The 19,905-nt window shown below is 60.2% G+C and carries 17 protein-coding genes; 15 read left to right on the plus strand and 2 right to left on the minus strand.

Annotation, left to right across the window (positions count from 1 at the left end; translation table 11 throughout):
• Positions 1-35 precede the first annotated feature (35 nt).
• Positions 36-353, plus strand: coding sequence for a Rieske (2Fe-2S) protein (locus AC1DHT_RS28275; RefSeq protein ID WP_427546612.1), 318 nt, complete (start codon positions 36-38; stop codon positions 351-353).
• On the opposite strand, the gene sfsA is transcribed toward AC1DHT_RS28275, so the two are convergent.
• Together sfsA and AC1DHT_RS28285 are read right to left on the minus strand one after the other, a co-directional pair.
• Complete coding sequence (gene sfsA / locus AC1DHT_RS28280; protein WP_427546614.1) at positions 350-1,063, minus strand: DNA/RNA nuclease SfsA; 714 nt, start codon at positions 1,061-1,063, stop codon at positions 350-352. The two genes, AC1DHT_RS28275 and sfsA, sit on opposite strands and share 4 nt — an antisense overlap.
• Complete coding sequence (locus AC1DHT_RS28285) at positions 1,063-2,235, minus strand: pyridoxal phosphate-dependent aminotransferase (protein ID WP_427546617.1); 1,173 nt, start codon at positions 2,233-2,235, stop codon at positions 1,063-1,065. Before AC1DHT_RS28285 ends, sfsA begins: the two co-directional genes overlap by 1 nt.
• Positions 2,236-2,566: 331 nt before the next feature.
• Between AC1DHT_RS28285 and dksA the strand changes: the two genes are divergently transcribed.
• The 14 genes from dksA to AC1DHT_RS28355 all read left to right on the plus strand — a co-directional run bounded on the left by dksA (position 2,567) and on the right by AC1DHT_RS28355 (position 19,857).
• Positions 2,567-3,010: an RNA polymerase-binding protein DksA gene (gene dksA / locus AC1DHT_RS28290; RefSeq protein ID WP_427534217.1), complete on the plus strand. Its 444-nt coding sequence runs from the start codon at positions 2,567-2,569 to the stop codon at positions 3,008-3,010.
• Between the two features lie 84 nt (positions 3,011-3,094).
• Entirely contained in the window at positions 3,095-3,991 is an 897-nt protein-coding gene (gluQRS, locus tag AC1DHT_RS28295) for a tRNA glutamyl-Q(34) synthetase GluQRS (RefSeq protein ID WP_427546620.1), read from the plus strand.
• A 77-nt stretch (positions 3,992-4,068) separates the two neighbouring features.
• On the plus strand, positions 4,069-4,245 hold the full coding sequence (locus AC1DHT_RS28300; RefSeq protein WP_003176118.1) for a hypothetical protein: 177 nt from the start codon (positions 4,069-4,071) through the stop codon (positions 4,243-4,245).
• Positions 4,229-7,183 (plus strand): sensor histidine kinase, encoded by a 2,955-nt coding sequence (locus AC1DHT_RS28305; protein WP_429538969.1) that lies wholly within the window; start codon positions 4,229-4,231, stop codon positions 7,181-7,183. Before AC1DHT_RS28300 ends, AC1DHT_RS28305 begins: the two co-directional genes overlap by 17 nt.
• 22 nt (positions 7,184-7,205) lie before the next feature.
• Positions 7,206-8,639: a sigma-54-dependent transcriptional regulator gene (locus AC1DHT_RS28310; protein WP_054595560.1), complete on the plus strand. Its 1,434-nt coding sequence runs from the start codon at positions 7,206-7,208 to the stop codon at positions 8,637-8,639.
• Between the two features lie 737 nt (positions 8,640-9,376).
• Positions 9,377-10,780, plus strand: a complete 1,404-nt coding sequence (locus tag AC1DHT_RS28315; RefSeq protein ID WP_427532250.1) for a polynucleotide adenylyltransferase PcnB — start codon at positions 9,377-9,379, stop codon at positions 10,778-10,780.
• Positions 10,781-10,784: 4 nt separating this feature from the next.
• Positions 10,785-11,270 carry a 2-amino-4-hydroxy-6-hydroxymethyldihydropteridine diphosphokinase gene (gene folK, locus AC1DHT_RS28320; protein ID WP_427546323.1) on the plus strand — a complete coding sequence of 162 codons (486 nt, stop codon included), beginning with the start codon at positions 10,785-10,787 and terminating at the stop codon, positions 11,268-11,270.
• 364 nt (positions 11,271-11,634) lie between these two features.
• A complete protein-coding gene (gene panB / locus AC1DHT_RS28325; RefSeq protein ID WP_427546321.1) occupies positions 11,635-12,435 on the plus strand; it encodes a 3-methyl-2-oxobutanoate hydroxymethyltransferase in 801 nt (266 codons plus the stop codon).
• Positions 12,432-13,292 carry a pantoate--beta-alanine ligase gene (gene panC / locus AC1DHT_RS28330; protein ID WP_427546319.1) on the plus strand — a complete coding sequence of 287 codons (861 nt, stop codon included), beginning with the start codon at positions 12,432-12,434 and terminating at the stop codon, positions 13,290-13,292. Before panB ends, panC begins: the two co-directional genes overlap by 4 nt.
• A gap of 92 nt (positions 13,293-13,384) precedes the next feature.
• Complete coding sequence (panD, locus tag AC1DHT_RS28335) at positions 13,385-13,765, plus strand: aspartate 1-decarboxylase (RefSeq protein WP_427546317.1); 381 nt, start codon at positions 13,385-13,387, stop codon at positions 13,763-13,765.
• A 244-nt stretch (positions 13,766-14,009) separates the two neighbouring features.
• On the plus strand, positions 14,010-15,674 hold the full coding sequence (gene pgi, locus AC1DHT_RS28340; protein ID WP_145022128.1) for a glucose-6-phosphate isomerase: 1,665 nt from the start codon (positions 14,010-14,012) through the stop codon (positions 15,672-15,674).
• Between the two features lie 191 nt (positions 15,675-15,865).
• Complete coding sequence (acs, locus tag AC1DHT_RS28345) at positions 15,866-17,803, plus strand: acetate--CoA ligase (protein ID WP_427546315.1); 1,938 nt, start codon at positions 15,866-15,868, stop codon at positions 17,801-17,803.
• Positions 17,804-17,865: 62 nt separating this feature from the next.
• Complete coding sequence (locus AC1DHT_RS28350) at positions 17,866-18,738, plus strand: oxygenase MpaB family protein (protein WP_427546313.1); 873 nt, start codon at positions 17,866-17,868, stop codon at positions 18,736-18,738.
• Between the two features lie 102 nt (positions 18,739-18,840).
• Positions 18,841-19,857 carry a class I SAM-dependent rRNA methyltransferase gene (locus AC1DHT_RS28355; RefSeq protein ID WP_427546311.1) on the plus strand — a complete coding sequence of 339 codons (1,017 nt, stop codon included), beginning with the start codon at positions 18,841-18,843 and terminating at the stop codon, positions 19,855-19,857.
• Positions 19,858-19,905 lie beyond the last annotated feature (48 nt).

Genomic DNA, 19,905 nt, shown 5'->3' on the forward strand with positions numbered 1-19,905 from the left:
CCAGAGGCCAGAGCCTTTGGCACTTGAGGATAGTCATGAAGTTTCTTTGCTCCAGCGCCGAGCTGGTCGATGCCAGCAGCCGTGGCTTCGAGATCAACGGCCAGAAGTTGTTTGCCGTACGCCGTGAAAGCCGGGTCTACGTGTACGAAAATCGCTGCCCGCATCGCGGCGTCGGCCTCGAATGGCACCCAGACCAGTTTCTCGACCCCAGCGCCAGCCTGATCCAGTGCGCCACCCATGGCGCACTGTTTCTGATCGAAAGCGGTGAATGCGTGGCCGGGCCCTGTGCCGGGCAGTCCCTCAGTGCCCTGGCGTGCCGCGAAGACAGCCAGGGCATCTGGGTTCAACTTTAGGCGTCGAGCAACACCTCCAGTCGACGGTCAACGCGCACCTCATTCGAGGTCAGGCTCACACCGTACGCCAACACTTCAACCCCGGCCGCTTTCGCCTCGCGCAACGCGGCCGCATAACCCGGATCGATCTCCTCGGCCGGGCGCACCGAGTCAATGCCGGTCAGATTGACGCAATACAACTGCACCGCACGAATACCGTCCCGCGCCAGGCATGCCAGCTCGCGCAAGTGCTTGGCACCGCGCTGAGTCACCGCGTCCGGAAACGCCGCGACCGCTGAGCCGTCGAAGCCCAGCGTGACGCTTTTGACTTCGACGAAGGCCGGCCCACTCGGGTAATCGAGACGAAAATCGATGCGGCTGTTTTCCTGACCATACAGCACTTCACGCTTGAGCCCGATAAAGCCATTGAGCTCGCTGATCAAACCGCCACGTAGCGCTTCTTCAATCAAGGTATTGGCCCGCGCGGTGTTCACGCAGGCCAGCCGCCCTTGTGGGGTTTCACTGATCTCCCAAGTGCCGGGCAACTTGCGTTTCGGATCATTGGAGCGGCTGAACCAGACCTGCCCGCCTTCGACCATGCAATTGAACATCGATCCGGTGTTGGGGCAGTGAATGGTCAGCAACTCGCCGCCAACGGTTTCGATATCGGCGAGAAAACGCTTGTAGCGACGAATCAGCCGACCTTCTTCCAGAGGAGGATTGAAATGCATCAGCCTTGCCAGCTCCGCAGGCCACGGGCAATCCGCTGAACCGCCTCCTGCAAACGCGGCAGGCTCTGGGTGTAGGCGAACCGCACGTGATGACCGGCCTGATACCGACCAAAATCCAGGCCCGGGGTGAAGGCAACGTGTTCGGTTTCCAGAAAGTGCCGGCAGAAGGCAAACGCATCACCGCCAAAGGCACTGATGTCGGCATACAGATAGAAGGCGCCTTCCGGCTCCACGGCGATCCCGAAACCCAACTCGCGCAAGGCTGGCAACAGGAAGTCACGTCGGCACCCGAACTCGGCCCGGCGCTCTTCGAGAATGCTGATGGTGTCCGGCTCGAAGCAGGCCAGTGCTGCGTGCTGGGCCATGCTCGGCGCGCTGATGTAAAGGTTCTGCGCGAGTTTTTCCAACTCGCCGACCGCAGCCTCCGGGGCGACCAGCCAACCAAGGCGCCAGCCGGTCATGCCGAAATACTTGGAGAAACTGTTCAGCACAAAAGCGCTGTCATCGACTTCAAGCACACTGGCGGCGTCGGTGCCGTAGGTCAGGCCGTGATAAATCTCGTCCACCACCAGATGGCCGTGGCGCTCTTTGATTGCTGCAGACAGCCCGGCCAGCTCATCGCGAGTGAGGATGGTCCCGGTCGGGTTGGCCGGTGAAGCGACCAGTGCGCCCACGCTGTCGTGGTCCCAGTAACGCTCGACCAGGCCTGGTGTCAGTTGATAGCGCACGTCCGGGCCGACCGGCACCAATTGCGCCGCACCTTCCACCAGCCGCAGGAAATGCCGGTTGCACGGGTACCCCGGGTCAGCCAGCAGCCAGTGTTTACCGGGATCGACCAGCAAAGCGCTGGCCAACAGTAACGCGCCAGAACCGCCCGGCGTGATCAGGATGCGCTGCGGGTCGATGTTCAAACCGTAACGTTGCTCATAGAAGCCCGAGATGGCTTCACGCAGCTCTGGAATGCCGCGAGCCGCGGTGTAACGGGTTTTCCCCGCCGTCAGCGCCGCCTGGCCGGCCTTGATGATCGGCTCGGCGGTGGTGAAATCCGGTTCGCCGATTTCCAGGTGAATCACGTCGTGCCCGGCCGCTTGCAATTCATTGGCGCGCGCCAGCAATGCCATGACATGGAAAGGTTCGATAGCGCGGCTGCGCGCACTGTAGGGCTGAGCCATTAGCCTTCCTTCAACGGGGAAAAGAATTGATTCTACCCAAGCCCGGGAACGAGCGAGAACCTAAAGCGGTCACAACCGGAAGTTCACCCGTAAAAGAGCTGATACATATGGCTCAGGATTGACTAAAATCAATATCTGATCAGGCCTCCAGACCCGCCAGACAAGGCTTTGCAAACATTTGCAAGCCTTGCGGACCGCAGCCTCGACATCCGGGAGTAGCGCGCTCCGATTTGATCTGGTAAGTTCGCCCGCTTGCAGCCGCAGGGCCGGCAGGTGTCGGTGATGGAGCAATCCTGCGCAATGGATTACAAGAGTAGAGGCGGTCCATTTCATGCCCACCCAAGCAAAGCAACAGCAGAACCAGTCGATCAGCGGCTTCGAACCCTACAAAGAAGTGAAGGGTGAGGAGTACATGGGGCAGTCCATGCGCGCGCACTTCACCAAGATCCTGAACAAGTGGAAACAGGACTTGATGCAGGAAGTCGACCGCACTGTTGATCACATGAAGGACGAAGCGGCGAACTTCCCCGACCCGGCCGACCGTGCCAGTCAGGAAGAAGAATTCAGCCTCGAACTGCGTGCCCGCGACCGCGAGCGCAAGCTGATCAAGAAAATTGACAAGACCCTGCAACTGATCGAAGACGAAGAATACGGCTGGTGCGAGTCCTGCGGTGTCGAGATCGGCGTCAAACGCCTGGAAGCCCGCCCTACCGCCGACATGTGTGTCGACTGCAAGACCCTTGCAGAAATCAAGGAAAAGCAAGTCGGCAAGTAAGTGGCCGCTTGAACGAAGAACGGAGCGTGCGAACGCTCCGTTTTTGTTTCTGACTGTTTTGTTCTTTCAATTAACATCGCGCCCATGACTGCCATCAAATCCCCCGCCTACATCGGGCGCTTCGCTCCCACCCCCAGCGGGCACCTGCACTTCGGCTCGCTGGTCGCGGCGTTGGCCTCGTACCTTGATGCCCGTTCGGTTGGCGGCCGCTGGCTGTTGCGCATGGAAGACCTCGACCCGCCTCGGGAGGAGCCCGGCGCCCAGGCGGCGATCCTCAAGGCACTGGAAAGCTACGGTTTCGAATGGGACGGCGAAATGGTCCGCCAGAGCGACCGTCACGACGCCTACGCGCAGGTGTTGAATCAACTGTTCAACCACGGCCTGGCCTACGCCTGCACCTGCTCGCGGAAAAAACTGGCGCCTTATCACGGGATTTATCCAGGCCTGTGCCGCAACGCCGGTCATGCCAGCGAAGACGCCGCAATCCGCTTGCGCGTCCCGGAACTGGAATATCATTTCACCGACCGCGTGCAAGGCGAGTACCGCCAACACCTGGGTCGTGAGGTCGGCGACTTCGTGATACGTCGGCGCGACGGGCTCTATGCCTATCAACTGGCAGTGGTGCTCGACGACGCCTGGCAAGGCATCACCGATATTGTCCGCGGTGCCGACTTGCTCGATTCCACCCCGCGCCAGTTGTACCTGCAGGAACTGCTCGGCCTGCCGCAACCGCGCTATCTGCACCTGCCGCTGATTACCCAGCCGGACGGCAACAAGCTCGGCAAGTCCTATCGCTCGCCGCCATTGACCGCAGATCAGGCCACGCCCCTGTTGCTGCGTGCCCTGCGCGCACTGGGACAAAAACCTGGCCACGAACTCGACGACGCCAGCCCCGGGGAAGTACTGAACTGGGGCATCAGGCACTGGGATGCGACGTTAATCCCGCGCACACTGACACTGCCCGAAGCGCAATTACGCTGACTAAGCTTGCAGGTTAGCGCCCATCCGTTACCATCGCCGCACGTTTTCGGGCACGCGCACAATAAAGAGAGGCCGAGATGTACATCTATCGCTTGGTCCTGCTCCTGGTAGTGGGGATCTATCTGTTCTCCCCAGCCATCATGGACTGGTGGATCGACGCCACTGGCGCCTGGTATCGCCCGTATCTGCTGTGGCTGATTCTGATCGTCGTGACCTTCATCCTGCAGAGCCAAAAAGATGCCGATGAGCTTTAGCCTGACCCAGATGATCCTGATCAGTGCCGCCTACCTGGCGGTGCTGTTCGGCGTTGCCTGGATCAGTGAACGCGGAATGATCCCGCGAGCGATCATTCGCCACCCGCTGACCTACACCTTGTCATTGGGTGTCTACGCCAGTGCCTGGGCGTTTTATGGCACGGTTGGTTTGGCATATCAGTACGGCTACGGCTTTCTGTCCAGCTATCTAGGTGTCTCCGGGGCGTTTCTGCTGGCGCCGGTGTTGCTGTACCCGATTCTTAAGATCACCCGCACCTATCAGCTTTCTTCTCTGGCCGACCTGTTTGCGTTTCGTTTCCGCAGCACCTGGGCCGGCGCGCTAACCACGATTTTCATGCTGATCGGCGTGCTGCCGTTGCTGGCACTGCAGATTCAGGCCGTGGCCGACTCGATCGGCATCCTCACCCATGAGCCGGTGCAACATCGGGTCGCCCTGAGTTTTTGTGCGCTGATCACCCTGTTCACGATTTTCTTCGGCTCGCGGCATATCGCGACCCGGGAGAAACACGAAGGCCTGGTGTTCGCGATTGCCTTTGAATCGGTGATCAAGCTGATCGCCATTGGCGGCGTCGGCCTCTATGCCTTGTACGGCGTGTTCGACGGTCCGCAACAGCTGGAAGTCTGGCTGCTGCAGAACCAGACCGCCCTCGCCGCCCTGCACACGCCGCTGCAAGAAGGCCCATGGCGCACGCTGCTGCTGGTGTTCTTCGCCTCGGCGATCGTGATGCCGCACATGTACCACATGACGTTCACCGAAAACCTCAACCCGCGCTCGCTGGTGAGTGCGAGCTGGGGCTTGCCGCTGTTCCTCCTGCTGATGAGCCTGGCCGTACCGTTGATTCTCTGGGCCGGCCTCAAACTGGGTGCCACCACCAACCCGGAATACTTCACCCTCGGCGTCGGCATCGCCGCCAACAGCAAGGCCCTGGCGCTGCTGGCCTACGTTGGTGGTTTGTCAGCTGCCAGCGGACTGATCATCGTCACCACCCTGGCGCTGTCCGGGATGGCCCTGAACCACCTGGTGCTGCCGCTGTATCAGCCGCCTGCCGAAGGCAACATCTACCGCTGGCTGAAATGGACCCGCCGCGCCTTGATCGTCGCGATCATCATGGCCGGCTATGGTTTCTACCTGCTGCTGGGCGCCGAGCAAGACCTGGCCAACCTGGGCATCGTCGCATTCGTTGCCACCCTGCAGTTCTTGCCCGGCGTACTGTCCGTCCTGTATTGGCCAACCGCCAACCGTCGCGGCTTCATCGCCGGGTTGCTGGCGGGGATTCTGGTCTGGCTGGTGACCATGCTGTTGCCGCTGGTCGGCAACCTGCAAGGCTTCTATATCCCGCTGCTGAACATGATCTACGTGCTCGACGACACCAGTTGGCATATGGCGGCGATCGCGTCGCTGGCGGCCAACGTGCTGATGTTCACGCTGATTTCGCTGTTCACCAACGCCAGTACCGAAGAAGCCAGCGCCGCCGAAGCCTGTGCCGTAGACAACGTGCGTCGCCCGCAACGCCGCGAACTGCACGCCGCGTCACCCCAGGAGTTCGCCACCCAACTGGCCAAACCGTTGGGCGCCAAAGCCGCGCAAAAAGAAGTCGAACAGGCCCTGCGCGACCTCTATCTGCCGTTTGACGAGCGCCGCCCGTACGCCTTGCGCCGACTGCGAGACCGAATCGAAGCCAACCTATCCGGCCTGATGGGCCCGAGCGTTGCGCAAGACATGGTCGAAACCTTCCTGCCGTACAAGGCCGGCGGTGAAAACTATGTCACCGAAGACATTCACTTCATCGAAAGCCGTCTCGAGGACTATCACTCGCGCCTCACCGGCCTTGCCGCCGAACTCGATGCCCTGCGCCGCTATCACCGCCAGACCTTGCAAGAATTGCCGATGGGCGTTTGTTCGCTGGCCAAGGATCAGGAAATCCTCATGTGGAACAAAGCCATGGAGGAGCTGACCGGGATCGCCGCACAGCGCGTGGTCGGTTCACGCCTGGGCACTCTAGGCGAGCCGTGGAAAGAACTGCTGCAAGGCTTCATCAATCTTCCAGACGAGCATTTGCACAAACAGCACCTGGCCCTGGACGGCCAGACGCGCTGGCTGAACCTGCACAAAGCGGCGATCGACGAACCGCTCGCGCCCGGTAACAGTGGCCTGGTATTGCTGGTCGAAGACCTGACTGAAACCCAGATGCTCGAAGACAAACTGGTGCACTCCGAACGTTTGGCGAGTATCGGTCGACTGGCGGCCGGCGTGGCCCATGAAATTGGCAACCCGATCACCGGCATCGCGTGTCTGGCGCAGAACCTGCGCGAAGAGCGTGAAGAAGACAGCGAACTGAAGGAAATCAGCGGGCAAATCCTCGAGCAGACCAAGCGGGTGTCACGCATCGTTCAATCGCTGATGAGCTTCGCCCACGCCGGCAGCCACCAACACAATGACGAACCGGTCTGTCTGGCCGAGGTGGCCCAGGATGCCATTGGTCTGCTCGCGCTGAACCGCCGCAACTTCGAAGTGCAGTTCTTCAACCTGTGCGATCCCGAGCACTGGGTCGATGGCGATCCTCAGCGACTCGCACAGGTATTGATCAACCTGCTGTCCAACGCTCGCGACGCATCGCCGGCCGGCAGTGCGGTCCGAGTAAAAAGTGAAGCCAACGAACACACGATCGATCTGATCGTGGAAGACGAAGGCAGTGGTATCCCGTCGAGCATCATGGACCGATTGTTCGAACCCTTCTTCACCACCAAGGATCCTGGCGAAGGCACCGGTCTGGGCCTTGCACTGGTCTATTCCATCGTTGAAGAGCATTATGGACAAATCACCATCGACAGCCCGGCTGACACACAAAGCCAACGCGGCACCCGTATCCGGGTGACCTTACCGCGTCATGTCGAAGCGACGTCCGCTGTGAACTGAGACCGTCGAGAGTATCGAATCAATGCCGCACATTTTGATCGTCGAAGACGAAACAATTATCCGCTCCGCCTTGCGCCGCCTGCTGGAACGTAACCAGTACCAGGTCAGCGAAGCCGGTTCAGTGCAGGAAGCACAAGAACGCTTCAGCATTCCCACGTTCGACCTGATTGTCAGTGACCTGCGCCTGCCTGGCGCACCGGGCACCGAACTGATCAAGCTGGGCCAGGGCAAGCCGGTGCTGATCATGACGAGCTACGCCAGCCTGCGCTCGGCAGTCGACTCAATGAAGATGGGCGCGGTGGACTACATCGCCAAGCCTTTCGACCATGACGAGATGCTCCAGGCCGTCGCGCGCATCCTGCGTGACCGGCAATCGGCGCAAAGCTCCGTGGGCGAACCTGCGGTCGGCAAAGCCAGCGGCTCCGCGAAGTCCGCTGTCGATAACAGCAATGGCGAAATCGGCATCATTGGCTCGTGCCCACCGATGCAGGATCTGTACGGCAAAATCCGTAAAGTGGCCCCTACCGATTCCAATGTATTGATTCAGGGCGAATCAGGCACCGGTAAAGAGCTGGTCGCCCGCGCCCTGCACAACCTGTCCAAACGCGCCAAGGCGCCGATGATTTCGGTGAACTGCGCAGCCATCCCGGAAAGCCTGATCGAGTCCGAGCTGTTCGGCCACGAGAAAGGCGCGTTTACCGGCGCCAGCGCCGGGCGCGCGGGCCTGGTTGAAGCAGCCGACGGCGGCACCTTGTTCCTTGATGAAATCGGCGAACTGCCACTTGAAGCCCAGGCGCGCCTGCTGCGCGTGCTGCAAGAAGGTGAAATCCGCCGCGTGGGCTCGGTGCAATCGCAGAAGGTCGACGTACGCCTGATCGCTGCGACTCACCGTGACCTGAAGAGCCTGGCCAAGATTGGCCAGTTCCGTGAAGACTTGTATTACCGTCTCCACGTTATCGCCCTGAAACTGCCGGCCCTGCGTGAGCGTGGCGCGGACGTCAACGAAATCGCCAATGCTTTCCTCGCCCGCCAGAGCGCGCGCGTGAATCGCACCGACCTTAAATTCGCTCCGGACGCCGAACAGGCGATTCGTCATTACTCCTGGCCGGGTAACGTGCGCGAACTGGAAAACGCTGTCGAGCGTGCCGTCATCCTGTGTGAGAGCCCGGAGATTTCCGCCGAGTTGCTGGGCATCGATATCGAGCTCAGCGATCTTGAAGACGACGAGTTCATCGGCCTGGCACCGCAACAGGGCAGCACCGGTAACACCAGCCACGAGCCCACCGAAGACCTGTCACTGGAAGACTACTTCCAGCACTTCGTCCTCGAACACCAGGATCACATGACCGAAACCGAATTGGCCCGCAAACTTGGCGTCAGTCGCAAATGCCTGTGGGAGCGCCGCCAGCGCCTGGGTATCCCACGGCGCAAGACCGGCGCGACCAGCGAGAGCTGAACGTCACCTGTCGAGTGTGCGAGTAACACATGACCATGTGAAAAAACTGTTACCGCAGCTTTTTCTCGTAACAGAAGCCGGGGCTTACGGTAACGAAGCCCCGGCTTTTTTTGCCCCGAAAAAGTCGATCCAGGCACCTAACCCCTTGTTTTACTGGGGCTCGAAAAAGTTGGCACGGCACCTGCTATATGTTTGGTACAAGAACAATAACAAGCAATGCACAAGACAATAAAAATAAGACGAATCGACTCACGCACAACAAAAACAAGACGGCGAGAGGCGTAGCTAACTGATTCTTTTGGAGAGGCGTTGTATTTGGGGCTTGCCCCGCAACCAGGCCGAGAACAACAAAAACTGCCCTAAGGCAGAGCCTGAACTGGTTGGATCGCATAGATCATTGCAACACAGCGACCAAAGCAATCCGTTTGCTCTTGGCTCCCGATTGGGAGGGTCATGAAGGAAACCTTCATGACAAGGGCGCGACACAAAAACAAGAAGCCCGAAACCAAAAATAAAAATAGAGCATGCAACTACTTCTTGGGGAGCTTCGGCTCCCCTTGTGGTTTCTGGCGTTTGGCCAACGCGGCCCGCGCCGAACGCTGCCTCGCATGGCTCGACAGCTGCTACAGAGACCTTGCGCAGCTTCCTACACCATCCCCCGACTAAATGCTAGAATCCCGGCCCATCATGCGGTCATTCTTCGTTTTGGCCGAACATTCCTTCAAACAGTGCATCCCATGCTGAAGAAGCTGTTCCAGTCATTCCGTTCTCCCTTGCGTCGTACGCAACACATTCGCAGCACGCCTGAAGTGCTCAACAGCAGCCAACACTCGCTGCAACGGGCTCAGTTCAGCCGTTACGCGGTGAACATCGTCGAACGCCTGCAGAGCGCCGGCTACCAGGCTTACCTGGTCGGTGGCTGTGTGCGTGACATGCTGCTCAATATCACACCCAAGGATTTCGACGTCGCCACCAGCGCCACGCCGGAACAGGTTCGCGCCGAGTTTCGCAATGCGCGGATCATCGGGCGCCGATTCAAACTGGTGCACATCCATTTTGGTCGCGAAATCATTGAAGTCGCGACGTTCCGCGCCAATCACCCGCAAAACGACGAGGAAGAAGACAGCAACCAGTCCTCGCGTAACGAAAGCGGGCGCATTCTGCGCGACAACGTTTACGGCACCCTGGAAGAAGACGCGCAACGCCGCGACTTCACCATCAACGCCCTGTATTACGATCCGGTCAGCGAGCGCATTCTCGACTACGCCAACGGCGTACACGACATCCGCAATCACCTGATCCGCCTGATCGGCGACCCGACCCAGCGTTACCAGGAAGACCCGGTACGGATGCTCCGTGCGGTGCGTTTCGCTGCCAAGCTGGACTTCGGTATCGAGAAACACAGCGCTTTGCCAATCCGCAACCTGGCACCGATGCTGCGCGAGATCCCGTCGGCGCGCTTGTTCGAAGAAGTGTTGAAGCTGTTCCTTTCGGGTCATGCAGCGGACACCTTCGAGATGCTGGTCGACCTGCAATTGTTCGACCCACTGTTCCCGGCCAGCGCCGAAGCCCTGGAACACAACCCGACCTACACCCACACCCTGATCAGCGAAGCGCTGATCAACACCGATCTGCGGATCAAGCAGAACAAACCGGTGACGCCGGCGTTCCTGTTTGCCGCCCTGCTCTGGCCAGCCCTGCCGGCCCGCGTACTGCGCTTGCAGGATCGTGGCATGCCACCGATTCCGGCCATGCAGGAAGCGGCTCACGAACTGATCAGCGAGCAATGCCAGCGGATCGCGATTCCAAAGCGCTTCACCATGCCGATCCGCGAGATCTGGGACATGCAGGAGCGCCTGCCGCGCCGCAGCGGCAAACGTGCCGACCTGTTGCTGGACAACCCGCGATTCCGTGCCGGTTATGACTTCCTGCTACTGCGTGAAAGCGCTGGCGAACAGACCAATGGCCTGGGCGAATGGTGGACGGACTATCAGGACGGCAACGAAAGCGAACGCCGCGACATGATTCGCGACCTCAGTGGCAAGGACGACGGTGCCAGCGGTGCGCCGCGTAAACGTCGCCGTAGCGGTGGCGCCAAGCGCAAACGTGCCGCTGGCGTACCGAGTGCGTCGGGCGAGTAAATCGATGGAACGCATTTACATTGGCATGGGCAGCAACCTCGCCGCCCCCGCGGAACAATTGCGCAGCGCCGTCGAAGCGCTCGCGCAGTTACCCAAGACAGCGCTGGTGGGAGTTTCGTCCTTCTATCAAAGCGACTCCTTGCTGCCGGGCCAGCCGCGGTATACCAACGCGGTGGCCGCGCTCGACAGCACGCTGACGCCGCTTGAGCTGCTCGATGCATTGCAAGCCATCGAAATAGACCAGGGTCGCGAGCGTCATGAGCGCTGGGGCCCACGCACGCTGGATCTGGATATCCTGCTGTTCGGTGATCGACTGATCGACGAACCCCGCCTCAAAGTCCCCCATTACCACATGCAGGCCCGAGCTTTTGTGCTGTACCCATTAGCCGAACTGGCGCCCGCTGATCTGCAATTGGCGGACGGCCGTTACCTGCGTGAGCTGCTCGCTGCATGTCCGTTCGTCGGACTGGAACGCCTCCCCCAGAGCTGACATGAATCACCCTTGTGGGAGCGAGCCTGCTCGCGATAGCGGCTGAACATTCATCGAAAACGTTGGCTGATAGTCCGCGATCGCGAGCAGGCTCGCTCCCACATTGGTTTGTGTTGCTCCTGAGAAACCTGCTGAATCGCATCAGTAACGCCGGTAACACCAACGGCGTAACATTGCGGTAACACATCCAATTGACTTCCCGAGTTCTCCTCACGACTATAGGCGTCCCGCTGCCGCCAACCCGGCACTACAGGGCGCAATCCAGGCTTTTCAAGCACGACACAAGACCGTGCGCCTGAGTAAATGAAGAATCACGCGCGTTACCCGCAGTAGTTTTCCAAGCGCCTGAATGAGGATTTCTTACATGCCAGCTATCACCTTGACCACATTGCAGAGCCTCAAGCAAAAGGGTGAAAAAATCACCATGCTGACCTGCTACGACGCTACCTTCGCCCACGCTTGCAATGAGGCGGGTGTTGAAGTGCTGCTGGTGGGCGACTCCCTTGGCATGGTGTTGCAAGGACACGACAGCACCCTGCCGGTGACCAACGCCGAAATGGCTTACCACGTCGCCGCGGTCAAGCGTGGTAACACCGATGCCTTGATCCTCGCTGACCTGCCGTTCATGGCCTACGCCACCATCGAGCAAACGATGACCAACAGTGCCCAGTTGATGCAGGCCGGTGCACACATGATCAAGGTCGAAGGCGCACTGTGGCTGGCCGAGTCGATTCGTCTGCTGGCCGAACGCGGTATTCCGGTGTGCGCGCACATGGGTCTGACGCCGCAGTCGGTGAACATTCTCGGCGGCTATAAAGTTCAGGGCCGCAATGAAAACCAGGCCCGGCAGATGCGCGCCGACGCGATTGCCCTGGAACAGGCCGGCGCGGCGATGCTGTTGCTCGAATGTGTACCGAGCGAGCTGGCCCACGAAATCACTCAAGCGGTGAAGATTCCGGTGATCGGCATCGGCGCCGGCAATGCCACCGACGGTCAGGTACTGGTACTGCACGACATGCTCGGCCTGTCCATCACCGGCCGCGCACCGAAGTTCGTGAAGAACTTCATGGCTGGCAAAGACAGCATTCAAGCCGCCCTGAGCGCTTACGTCGCTGAAGTCAAAGCCGCAACCTTCCCTGGCGCCGAACACGGATTCTCTGCATGAACACTGTCAAGACCGTACGCGAACTGCGTGCCGCCGTCGCCCGCGCTCGCGGCGAAGGCAAACGTATCGGCTTCGTACCAACCATGGGCAACCTGCACAGCGGCCACGTCGCACTGGTCACCAAAGCCGCCCAACGAGCGGACTTTGTGGTCGCAAGCATTTTCGTCAACCCGCTGCAATTCGGTGCCGGCGAAGACCTCGACAAGTATCCGCGGACCTTGGCCGCCGACCAGGAGAAACTGCTGCAAGCCGGCTGTCACCTGCTGTTCGCCCCGACCGTCGAGGAAATGTACCCGGACGGCATGGCCGGCCAGACCCGCGTCAGCGTTCCACTGCTTTCTGAAGGCCTGTGTGGCGCCAGCCGCCCCGGACATTTCGAAGGTGTGGCGACCGTGGTCAGCAAGTTGTTCAACATGGTCCAGCCGGACCTGGCGGTCTTCGGCCAGAAAGACTTTCAGCAACTGGCGGTGATTCGTGCGCTGGTGCATGACCTGAACATGCCGATCCAGATCATTGGCGAGCCCACCGTAAGAGCGGCCGACGGCCTGGCGCTGTCCTCGCGCAATGGTTTCCTCAGCGAAGAGCAGCGAGCCGTCGCGCCCGTGGTGTATCGCACGCTGAGCGACATCGCCGAGGCCATCAAGCAGGGTGAACGCGATTATCCGGCGCTCCTGGCACGGAAGATCGATCAGCTCCAGGCCGCCGGTTTGCGTCCTGATTACCTGGAAATCCGCCACACGCTGACCCTGCGCCCAGCGACCGCGGATGACCGTGACCTGGTAATCCTTGCCGCCGCCTTCCTGGGCACGACTCGATTGATCGACAACCTGCACCTGAACCTCGACGCGCTAGTCTGAACACTGCAAAACTGAATGTGGGAGCGAGCCATTGCCGGCCTCAAAGGCTTCGGGCAAACTGCCGCGGTTCGGATCAGCCCAAGGAAACACTCATGCACGCCATCATGCTCAAGGCCAAGCTGCATCGCGCCGAAGTCACCCACGCATTGCTCGACTATGAAGGCTCTTGCGCCATCGACGGCGAATGGCTGGACCTGTCCGGGATCCGTGAGTACGAACAGATCCAGATCTACAACGTCGACAACGGCGAACGCTTCACCACTTACGCCATCCGTGGCGAAGAAGGCTCGCGCATGATCTCGGTCAACGGCGCCGCCGCACACAAGGCCAAGGTCGGTGATCGGGTGATCATCTGCGCCTACGCTCATTACAGCGAAGCCGAACTGCTCAATTTCAAACCGCGCATGCTCTACATGGCTCCAGGCAACGAGTTGAGCCATACCAGCAATGCCATCCCGGTTCAGGTCGCCTGAACCCTCCCCCGTACTCCGAACACTGAAAACCCGCCTGCCTGGCTACCTGATGTGCCGGTACAAAAAAGTACCGGCCACAGGTCAGACAAAGCCAAGACAGATCACACCGCGAGGTTTACTGTTATCGCCCTGCGCTATTTAATCGTTTATTCGCAGTTCAACCGGAGGGTGCCTGTCATCAAACAGGACATTCCGGATTTTTCAGTGTCCTAAAGGCAGTCCAAGTAAAAGGAAACCCGCAGCGATGGCGTACTACCGCACTCCTCATGACGTTACCGCTCTGCCAGCCTGGCAGGCGCTGAATGATCACCGCCAAGCCATGCAGGATTTCAGCATGCGCGAAGCGTTCAATGCCGACCCGCAGCGTTTTACCCAGTTCACACTGAGCAGCTGTGGGCTATTTCTTGATTACTCGAAAAACCTGATCAACACCGAAACCCGTAATCTGCTGGTGGGCCTGGCGAACGAAGTCGGCTTGCAGGACGCGATCAAGGCGTTGTTCAACGGCGAAATCGTCAATGCCTCCGAAGGCCGTCCGGCGCTGCATACGGCCCTGCGCCGCCCGGTGGGCGACAAGCTGTCGGTCAATGGCGTCAACGTCATGCCTGACGTGCACAAAGTGCTGAACCAGATCACCGAGCTGGTCGGGCGCATTCACGACGGCCTGTGGCGCGGTTACACCGAGAAGCCGATCACTGACGTGGTGAACATCGGCATCGGTGGTTCGTTCCTCGGCCCTGAGCTGGTGTCCGAAGCGCTGTTGTCCTACGCCCAGAAAGGCGTGCGCTGCCATTACCTGGCGAACATCGACGGCAGCGAATTCCATGAGTTGTCGGCAAAGATTCGTGCCGAAACCACACTGTTCATCGTTTCCTCGAAATCCTTCAACACCCTCGAAACCCTGAAAAACGCCCAGGCCGCGCGCGCCTGGTACCTGGCTCAGGGCGGCTCCGAAGCCGAGCTGTATCGCCACTTCATCGCCGTTTCGAGCAACAACGCGGCGGCTGTGGCCTTCGGTATTCGCGAAGAGAACATCTTCCCGATGTGGGACTGGGTTGGCGGGCGTTACTCGCTGTGGTCGGCCATCGGTTTGCCGATTGCCCTGGCCATCGGCATGTCGAACTTCAAGGAACTGCTGTCCGGCGCCTACACCATGGACCAGCACTTCCAGAGCGCACCGTTTGAACAGAACATGCCGGTGCTGCTGGCATTACTGGGTGTCTGGTATGGCAACTTCTGGGGCGCGCAAAGCCACGCGATCCTGCCGTACGACCACTACCTGCGTAACATCACCAAGCACTTGCAGCAACTGGACATGGAATCCAACGGCAAGAGCGTACGTCAGGACGGCACGCCGGTTTCCACCGATACCGGTCCGGTCATCTGGGGCGGCGTCGGTTGCAACGGTCAACACGCCTATCACCAGTTGCTGCACCAGGGCACCCAACTGATTCCAGCCGACTTCATCGTGCCGATCGTCAGCTTCAACCCGGTTGCCGACCACCACCAGTGGCTGTACGCCAACTGCCTGTCGCAAAGCCAGGCGCTGATGCTCGGCAAGACCCGCGCCGAGGCGGAAGCCGAGCTGCGTGAAAAAGGCGTGGCCGAAGACCAGGTGCAAAAACTCGCGCCGCACAAGGTGATCCCGGGCAACCGCCCGAGCAACACCCTGGTAGTCGAGCGCATCAGCCCGCGTCGTCTTGGCGCGCTGGTCGCGATGTACGAGCACAAGGTGTTCGTGCAGAGCGTGATCTGGGGCATCAACGCCTTCGACCAATGGGGCGTGGAGTTGGGCAAGGAGCTGGGCAAAGGCGTCTACAGCCGCTTGGTCGGCAGCGAGGAAACCCCGGCCGAAGACGCTTCGACCCAGGGCCTGATCAACTACTTCCGCGGTCGTCATCGCGGTTGATCTGAAACGCTCTGCAAAACCTGTGGGAGCGAGCCTGCTCGCGATAGCGGAATTTCAGCCAACGTTTTCGTTGAATGTTAAGCCGTCATCGCGAGCAGGCTCGCTCCCACATTGGTTTCCTGTACGACTTGAACCCGATAGTCACTCGGCGCATCTTTATAACTTGTGCAATACAAGCATAAGGAACCGCCATGTTCGATATCAGCACGTTCCCCAAAGCCGATGCCGTCCGCCAGGCTGCGCAACTGAGTCAGGACGACTACCAGCGCCTGTACCGCCAATCCATCGAGCAACCCGACATCTTCTGGGCCGAACAGGCCAAGCGTTTTCTCGACTGGTCGAGCCCCTGGCAAAGCGTTCAACACTCGGACATCAAAACCGGCGCGGCACAATGGTTTGCCGGCGCTCAGCTCAACGTCAGCTATAACTGCATCGACCGCCACCTCGCCCAACGCAGTGAACAGACCGCAATCATCTGGGAAGGCGACGACCCGGCTGAATCGCTGCACATCACCTACCAAAAGCTTCATCATTACGTCTGCCGCCTGGCCAACGTGCTGAAAAGCCGGGGCGTAAAAAAAGGCGACCGGGTGTGCATCTACATGCCAATGATCCCTGAAGCCGCCTACGCAATGCTCGCCTGCGCACGTATTGGCGCCGTGCACTCGGTGGTCTTTGGCGGGTTTTCCCCCGACTCCCTGCGTGACCGGATCCTCGACGCAGACTGCCGTACCGTGATTACCGCCGATGAAGGGGTACGTGGCGGTAAATACGTACCGCTCAAACAGAACGTCGACAAAGCGCTGCTCAGTTGCCCGGCCGTCAGTACCGTCGTCGTGGTCGAACACACACAGATCGAGGTCAATTGGGTCGAAGGCCGCGATCTCTGGTATCACCAGGCTCTGCGCGATGTCAGTGACGACTGCCCGCCAGAACCCATGGACGCCGAAGACCCGTTGTTCATCCTTTACACTTCCGGCAGCACCGGTAAACCCAAAGGCGTGCTGCACACCACTGGCGGCTATCTGCTGCAAGCGGCGATGACCTTCAAGTACGTGTTCGACTACCGCGACGGCGAAGTCTTCTGGTGCACCGCCGACGTCGGCTGGGTCACCGGCCACAGCTATATCGTCTATGGGCCACTGGCCAATGGCGCGACCACCCTGATCTTCGAAGGCGTGCCAAGCTACCCGAACAGCTCGCGGTTCTGGCAAGTCATCGACAAGCACCAGGTGAACATCTTCTACACCGCACCCACCGCCTTGCGGGCCCTGATGCGCGAAGGCCTGGAGCCGTTGAAAGACAGCTCGCGCGCCAGTTTGCGGCTGCTAGGCAGTGTCGGCGAACCCATCAACCCGGAAGCCTGGGACTGGTATTTCAACGCAGTTGGCGAGCAGCGCTGCCCGATCGTCGACACCTGGTGGCAGACCGAAACCGGCGGCATCATGCTCAGCCCGCTGGTCAGCGCACAACGGATCAAACCCGGCTGCGCGACCCGGCCGATGTTCGGCGTGCAACCGGTATTGCTCGATGAACAAGGCAAGGAAATCAGCGGCGCCGGCAGCGGCGTGCTCGCCATAAAATCAAGCTGGCCAGGGCAAATCCGCAGTGTCTACGGCGACCCGCAACGAATGGTCGATACCTATTTCAAACCCTACCCCGGCTATTACTTCACCGGCGACGGCGCACGGCGCGATGAAGAGGGCGACTACTGGATCACCGGGCGCATCGATGATGTGATCAACGTTTCCGGACACCGCATCGGCACCGCCGAAGTCGAAAGCGCACTGGTACTGCATGACAGCATCGCCGAGGCCGCGGTGGTCGGTTACCCCCACGACCTCAAGGGCCAGGGCATCTACGCCTTTGTCACGCCGATGAACGGCATCGAACCCAGCGACGCGTTGAAAAAAGAACTGCTGGCCCACGTCAGCCAGGAAATCGGCAGTTTCGCCAGACCCGATCTGATTCAATGGGCGCCGGCCTTGCCGAAAACCCGTTCGGGCAAGATCATGCGGCGTATCCTGCGCAAGATCGCCTGCAATGAGCTCGATAGCCTTGGCGACACTTCGACCCTGGCCGATCCCGGTGTGGTCGCTGGTCTGATCGACAAGCGTCTGAACCAATGATCTGATCACCCAGGCGCGGCCGCTGGCCGCGCACCTTTTAATGTTGTTGCCACCGAGTCGTCATGGAATTCATCCGAAGCCGCATCGAAACCCAGATCATGAGCCTGTCCGGCCTTTCACTGGGCAAGCTCGACCTGGAAAACCCCAAGGGTGATCCCGGCCTCTTCGGTCCCGACTCGGTGAGCTGGCAAGTGCATGGCGACTTCAGCAGCATGCTCATTGGCGGCATCAGCGCCTTGATGCTGCAAGCCCTGCATCCGCTGGCGCTGGCCGGGGTCTGGGACCACTCGAACTTCCGTGAAGACATGCTCGGTCGACTTCGCCGCACCGGGCAGTTCATCTCCGGTACCACCTTCGGTTCGCGTCAGGACGCCGAGTGGCTGATCGAGAAAGTGCGCACCATTCACCTGCAAGTGGTCGGCACCGCACCCGATGGCCGCCCTTATGCCGCCAGCGATCCGGACCTGCTGACCTGGGTGCACGTGGCCGAAGTCAGCAATTTTCTCGCCGCGCATTTGCGCTACCGCAATCCGAATCTTTCGCCCGCCGATCAGGACCGTTACTACGCTGAAATCGCCTTGGTCGCCGAACGACTGGGCGCCCGCGATGTTCCGCGCTCTCGGCGGGAAATCAGCGAGTACCTTGAGCGAGTTCGCCCACTACTACTGTGCGATGAACGCAGCCGCGAAGTGCTGCGGTTGCTCCTCGCTGCACCGTCACCCAGCCGCCTGGCCAGGCCCTTCGGCGGGCTGATGATGCAGGCGGGCATCGACCTGCTGCCCGACTGGGCCAGTGACATGCTCGGTGTCCATCAGAATCCGCTGCAACGCAAACTGATTCGCGCCAGCGTCAATCGCAGTGCCCCGATGCTGCGCTGGGCGGTGCGCAATGGTTCGGTGCAGCGGGCCAAACGGCGGATGGGCCTGCTGACTTGAAGAAAACTTCAAAGCATCGCGAGCAGGCTCGCGAAGGCAGCACCTCGGTCCCGCGCCAAGCTGTTAAACTCTCGCGCCAAATTCCCCAGCAAGGCGCTCCGCATGTCTTCCTTGAATCAGGCGCTGCGCGCCGCCCTCGATCATCGCCAAGACTTGCTCGCCGAGCTGCACCAGCAAGGCACCGACTGCTATCGACTGTTTCATGGCAGCCAGGAAGGTGCCGGCGGCCTGACCATCGACCGTTATGGCCCACAACTGCTGGTCCAGAGCTTTCACCAGTCACTGGAACGCGATGACTTGCTCGCGTTGCACGCGATCATCAACCAGCATCTCGGCCTGGACACCCTGTTGGTCTACAACGACCGCTCGCGGGGTAACTCGCGCATTGATCGCGAAGACACGGTCTACCGCGCCGATGAAGCCGCGCTTGCCGATATGGTCGGCCACGAATGGGGCCTGAACTACCGCGTCCGTGGTCGCCACGCCGGGCAAGACCCTCTGTTGTTTCTCGACCTGCGCAACGCCCGCGGCTGGGTCAAGGACCACAGCGCCGGCAAAAGCGTGCTGAACCTGTTCGCCTACACCTGTGGCGTCGGCCTTTGCGCTGCGGCCGGCGGGGCACGCGAGGTGTGTAATCTGGATTTCGCCGAGGGCAACCTGGCCGTCGGCCGCGAGAACGGCCTGCTCAACCCGCAGCTGCCAACCATGCAGTTCGTGCAGTCCGATTATTTCCCGGCCATCCGCCAACTCGCCGGCCTGCCGATCAGCCAGCGCCGCGGGCAGAAACTGCCCAGTTACCCGCGCCTGGAACAGCGTCAATACGACCTGGTCCTGCTCGATCCTCCAGCCTGGGCCAAAAGCGCATTCGGCACCGTTGACCTGCTGCGCGACTATCAAAGCCTGCTCAAACCGGCGCTGTTGACCACCGCCGATGATGGCGTGCTGATCTGCTGCAACAACCTGGCGAAAGTCAGCATGGACGACTGGCGTGAGCAGGTGTTGCGCTGCGCAGAAAAGGCCGGACGCCCGGTGCGTGACTGGAAAGTGCTGACACCTGGTGGCGACTTTCCGTCGATGGATCAGCAGCCGCCGCTGAAAACCCTGATCCTGCAACTCTGAGCGCTTTCGAAAAAACCAGACAATTACAGTTCAAGGTGATTGCTTCGG

Source organism: Pseudomonas sp. 05N432 (assembly GCF_056396945.1).

Excerpts from the sequence above, each read along its gene's own strand:
- AC1DHT_RS28275 (WP_427546612.1), top strand. The coding sequence starts at position 36 with ATGAAGTTTCTTTGCTCCAGCGCCGAGCTGGTCGATGCCAGCAGCCGT.
- sfsA (WP_427546614.1), bottom strand. The coding sequence starts at position 1,063 with ATGCATTTCAATCCTCCTCTGGAAGAAGGTCGGCTGATTCGTCGCTAC.
- AC1DHT_RS28285 (WP_427546617.1), bottom strand. The coding sequence starts at position 2,235 with ATGGCTCAGCCCTACAGTGCGCGCAGCCGCGCTATCGAACCTTTCCAT.
- dksA (WP_427534217.1), top strand. The coding sequence starts at position 2,567 with ATGCCCACCCAAGCAAAGCAACAGCAGAACCAGTCGATCAGCGGCTTC.
- gluQRS (WP_427546620.1), top strand. The coding sequence starts at position 3,095 with ATGACTGCCATCAAATCCCCCGCCTACATCGGGCGCTTCGCTCCCACC.
- AC1DHT_RS28300 (WP_003176118.1), top strand. The coding sequence starts at position 4,069 with ATGTACATCTATCGCTTGGTCCTGCTCCTGGTAGTGGGGATCTATCTG.
- AC1DHT_RS28305 (WP_429538969.1), top strand. The coding sequence starts at position 4,229 with ATGCCGATGAGCTTTAGCCTGACCCAGATGATCCTGATCAGTGCCGCC.
- AC1DHT_RS28310 (WP_054595560.1), top strand. The coding sequence starts at position 7,206 with ATGCCGCACATTTTGATCGTCGAAGACGAAACAATTATCCGCTCCGCC.
- AC1DHT_RS28315 (WP_427532250.1), top strand. The coding sequence starts at position 9,377 with ATGCTGAAGAAGCTGTTCCAGTCATTCCGTTCTCCCTTGCGTCGTACG.
- folK (WP_427546323.1), top strand. The coding sequence starts at position 10,785 with ATGGAACGCATTTACATTGGCATGGGCAGCAACCTCGCCGCCCCCGCG.
- panB (WP_427546321.1), top strand. The coding sequence starts at position 11,635 with ATGCCAGCTATCACCTTGACCACATTGCAGAGCCTCAAGCAAAAGGGT.
- panC (WP_427546319.1), top strand. The coding sequence starts at position 12,432 with ATGAACACTGTCAAGACCGTACGCGAACTGCGTGCCGCCGTCGCCCGC.
- panD (WP_427546317.1), top strand. The coding sequence starts at position 13,385 with ATGCACGCCATCATGCTCAAGGCCAAGCTGCATCGCGCCGAAGTCACC.
- pgi (WP_145022128.1), top strand. The coding sequence starts at position 14,010 with ATGGCGTACTACCGCACTCCTCATGACGTTACCGCTCTGCCAGCCTGG.
- acs (WP_427546315.1), top strand. The coding sequence starts at position 15,866 with ATGTTCGATATCAGCACGTTCCCCAAAGCCGATGCCGTCCGCCAGGCT.
- AC1DHT_RS28350 (WP_427546313.1), top strand. The coding sequence starts at position 17,866 with ATGGAATTCATCCGAAGCCGCATCGAAACCCAGATCATGAGCCTGTCC.
- AC1DHT_RS28355 (WP_427546311.1), top strand. The coding sequence starts at position 18,841 with ATGTCTTCCTTGAATCAGGCGCTGCGCGCCGCCCTCGATCATCGCCAA.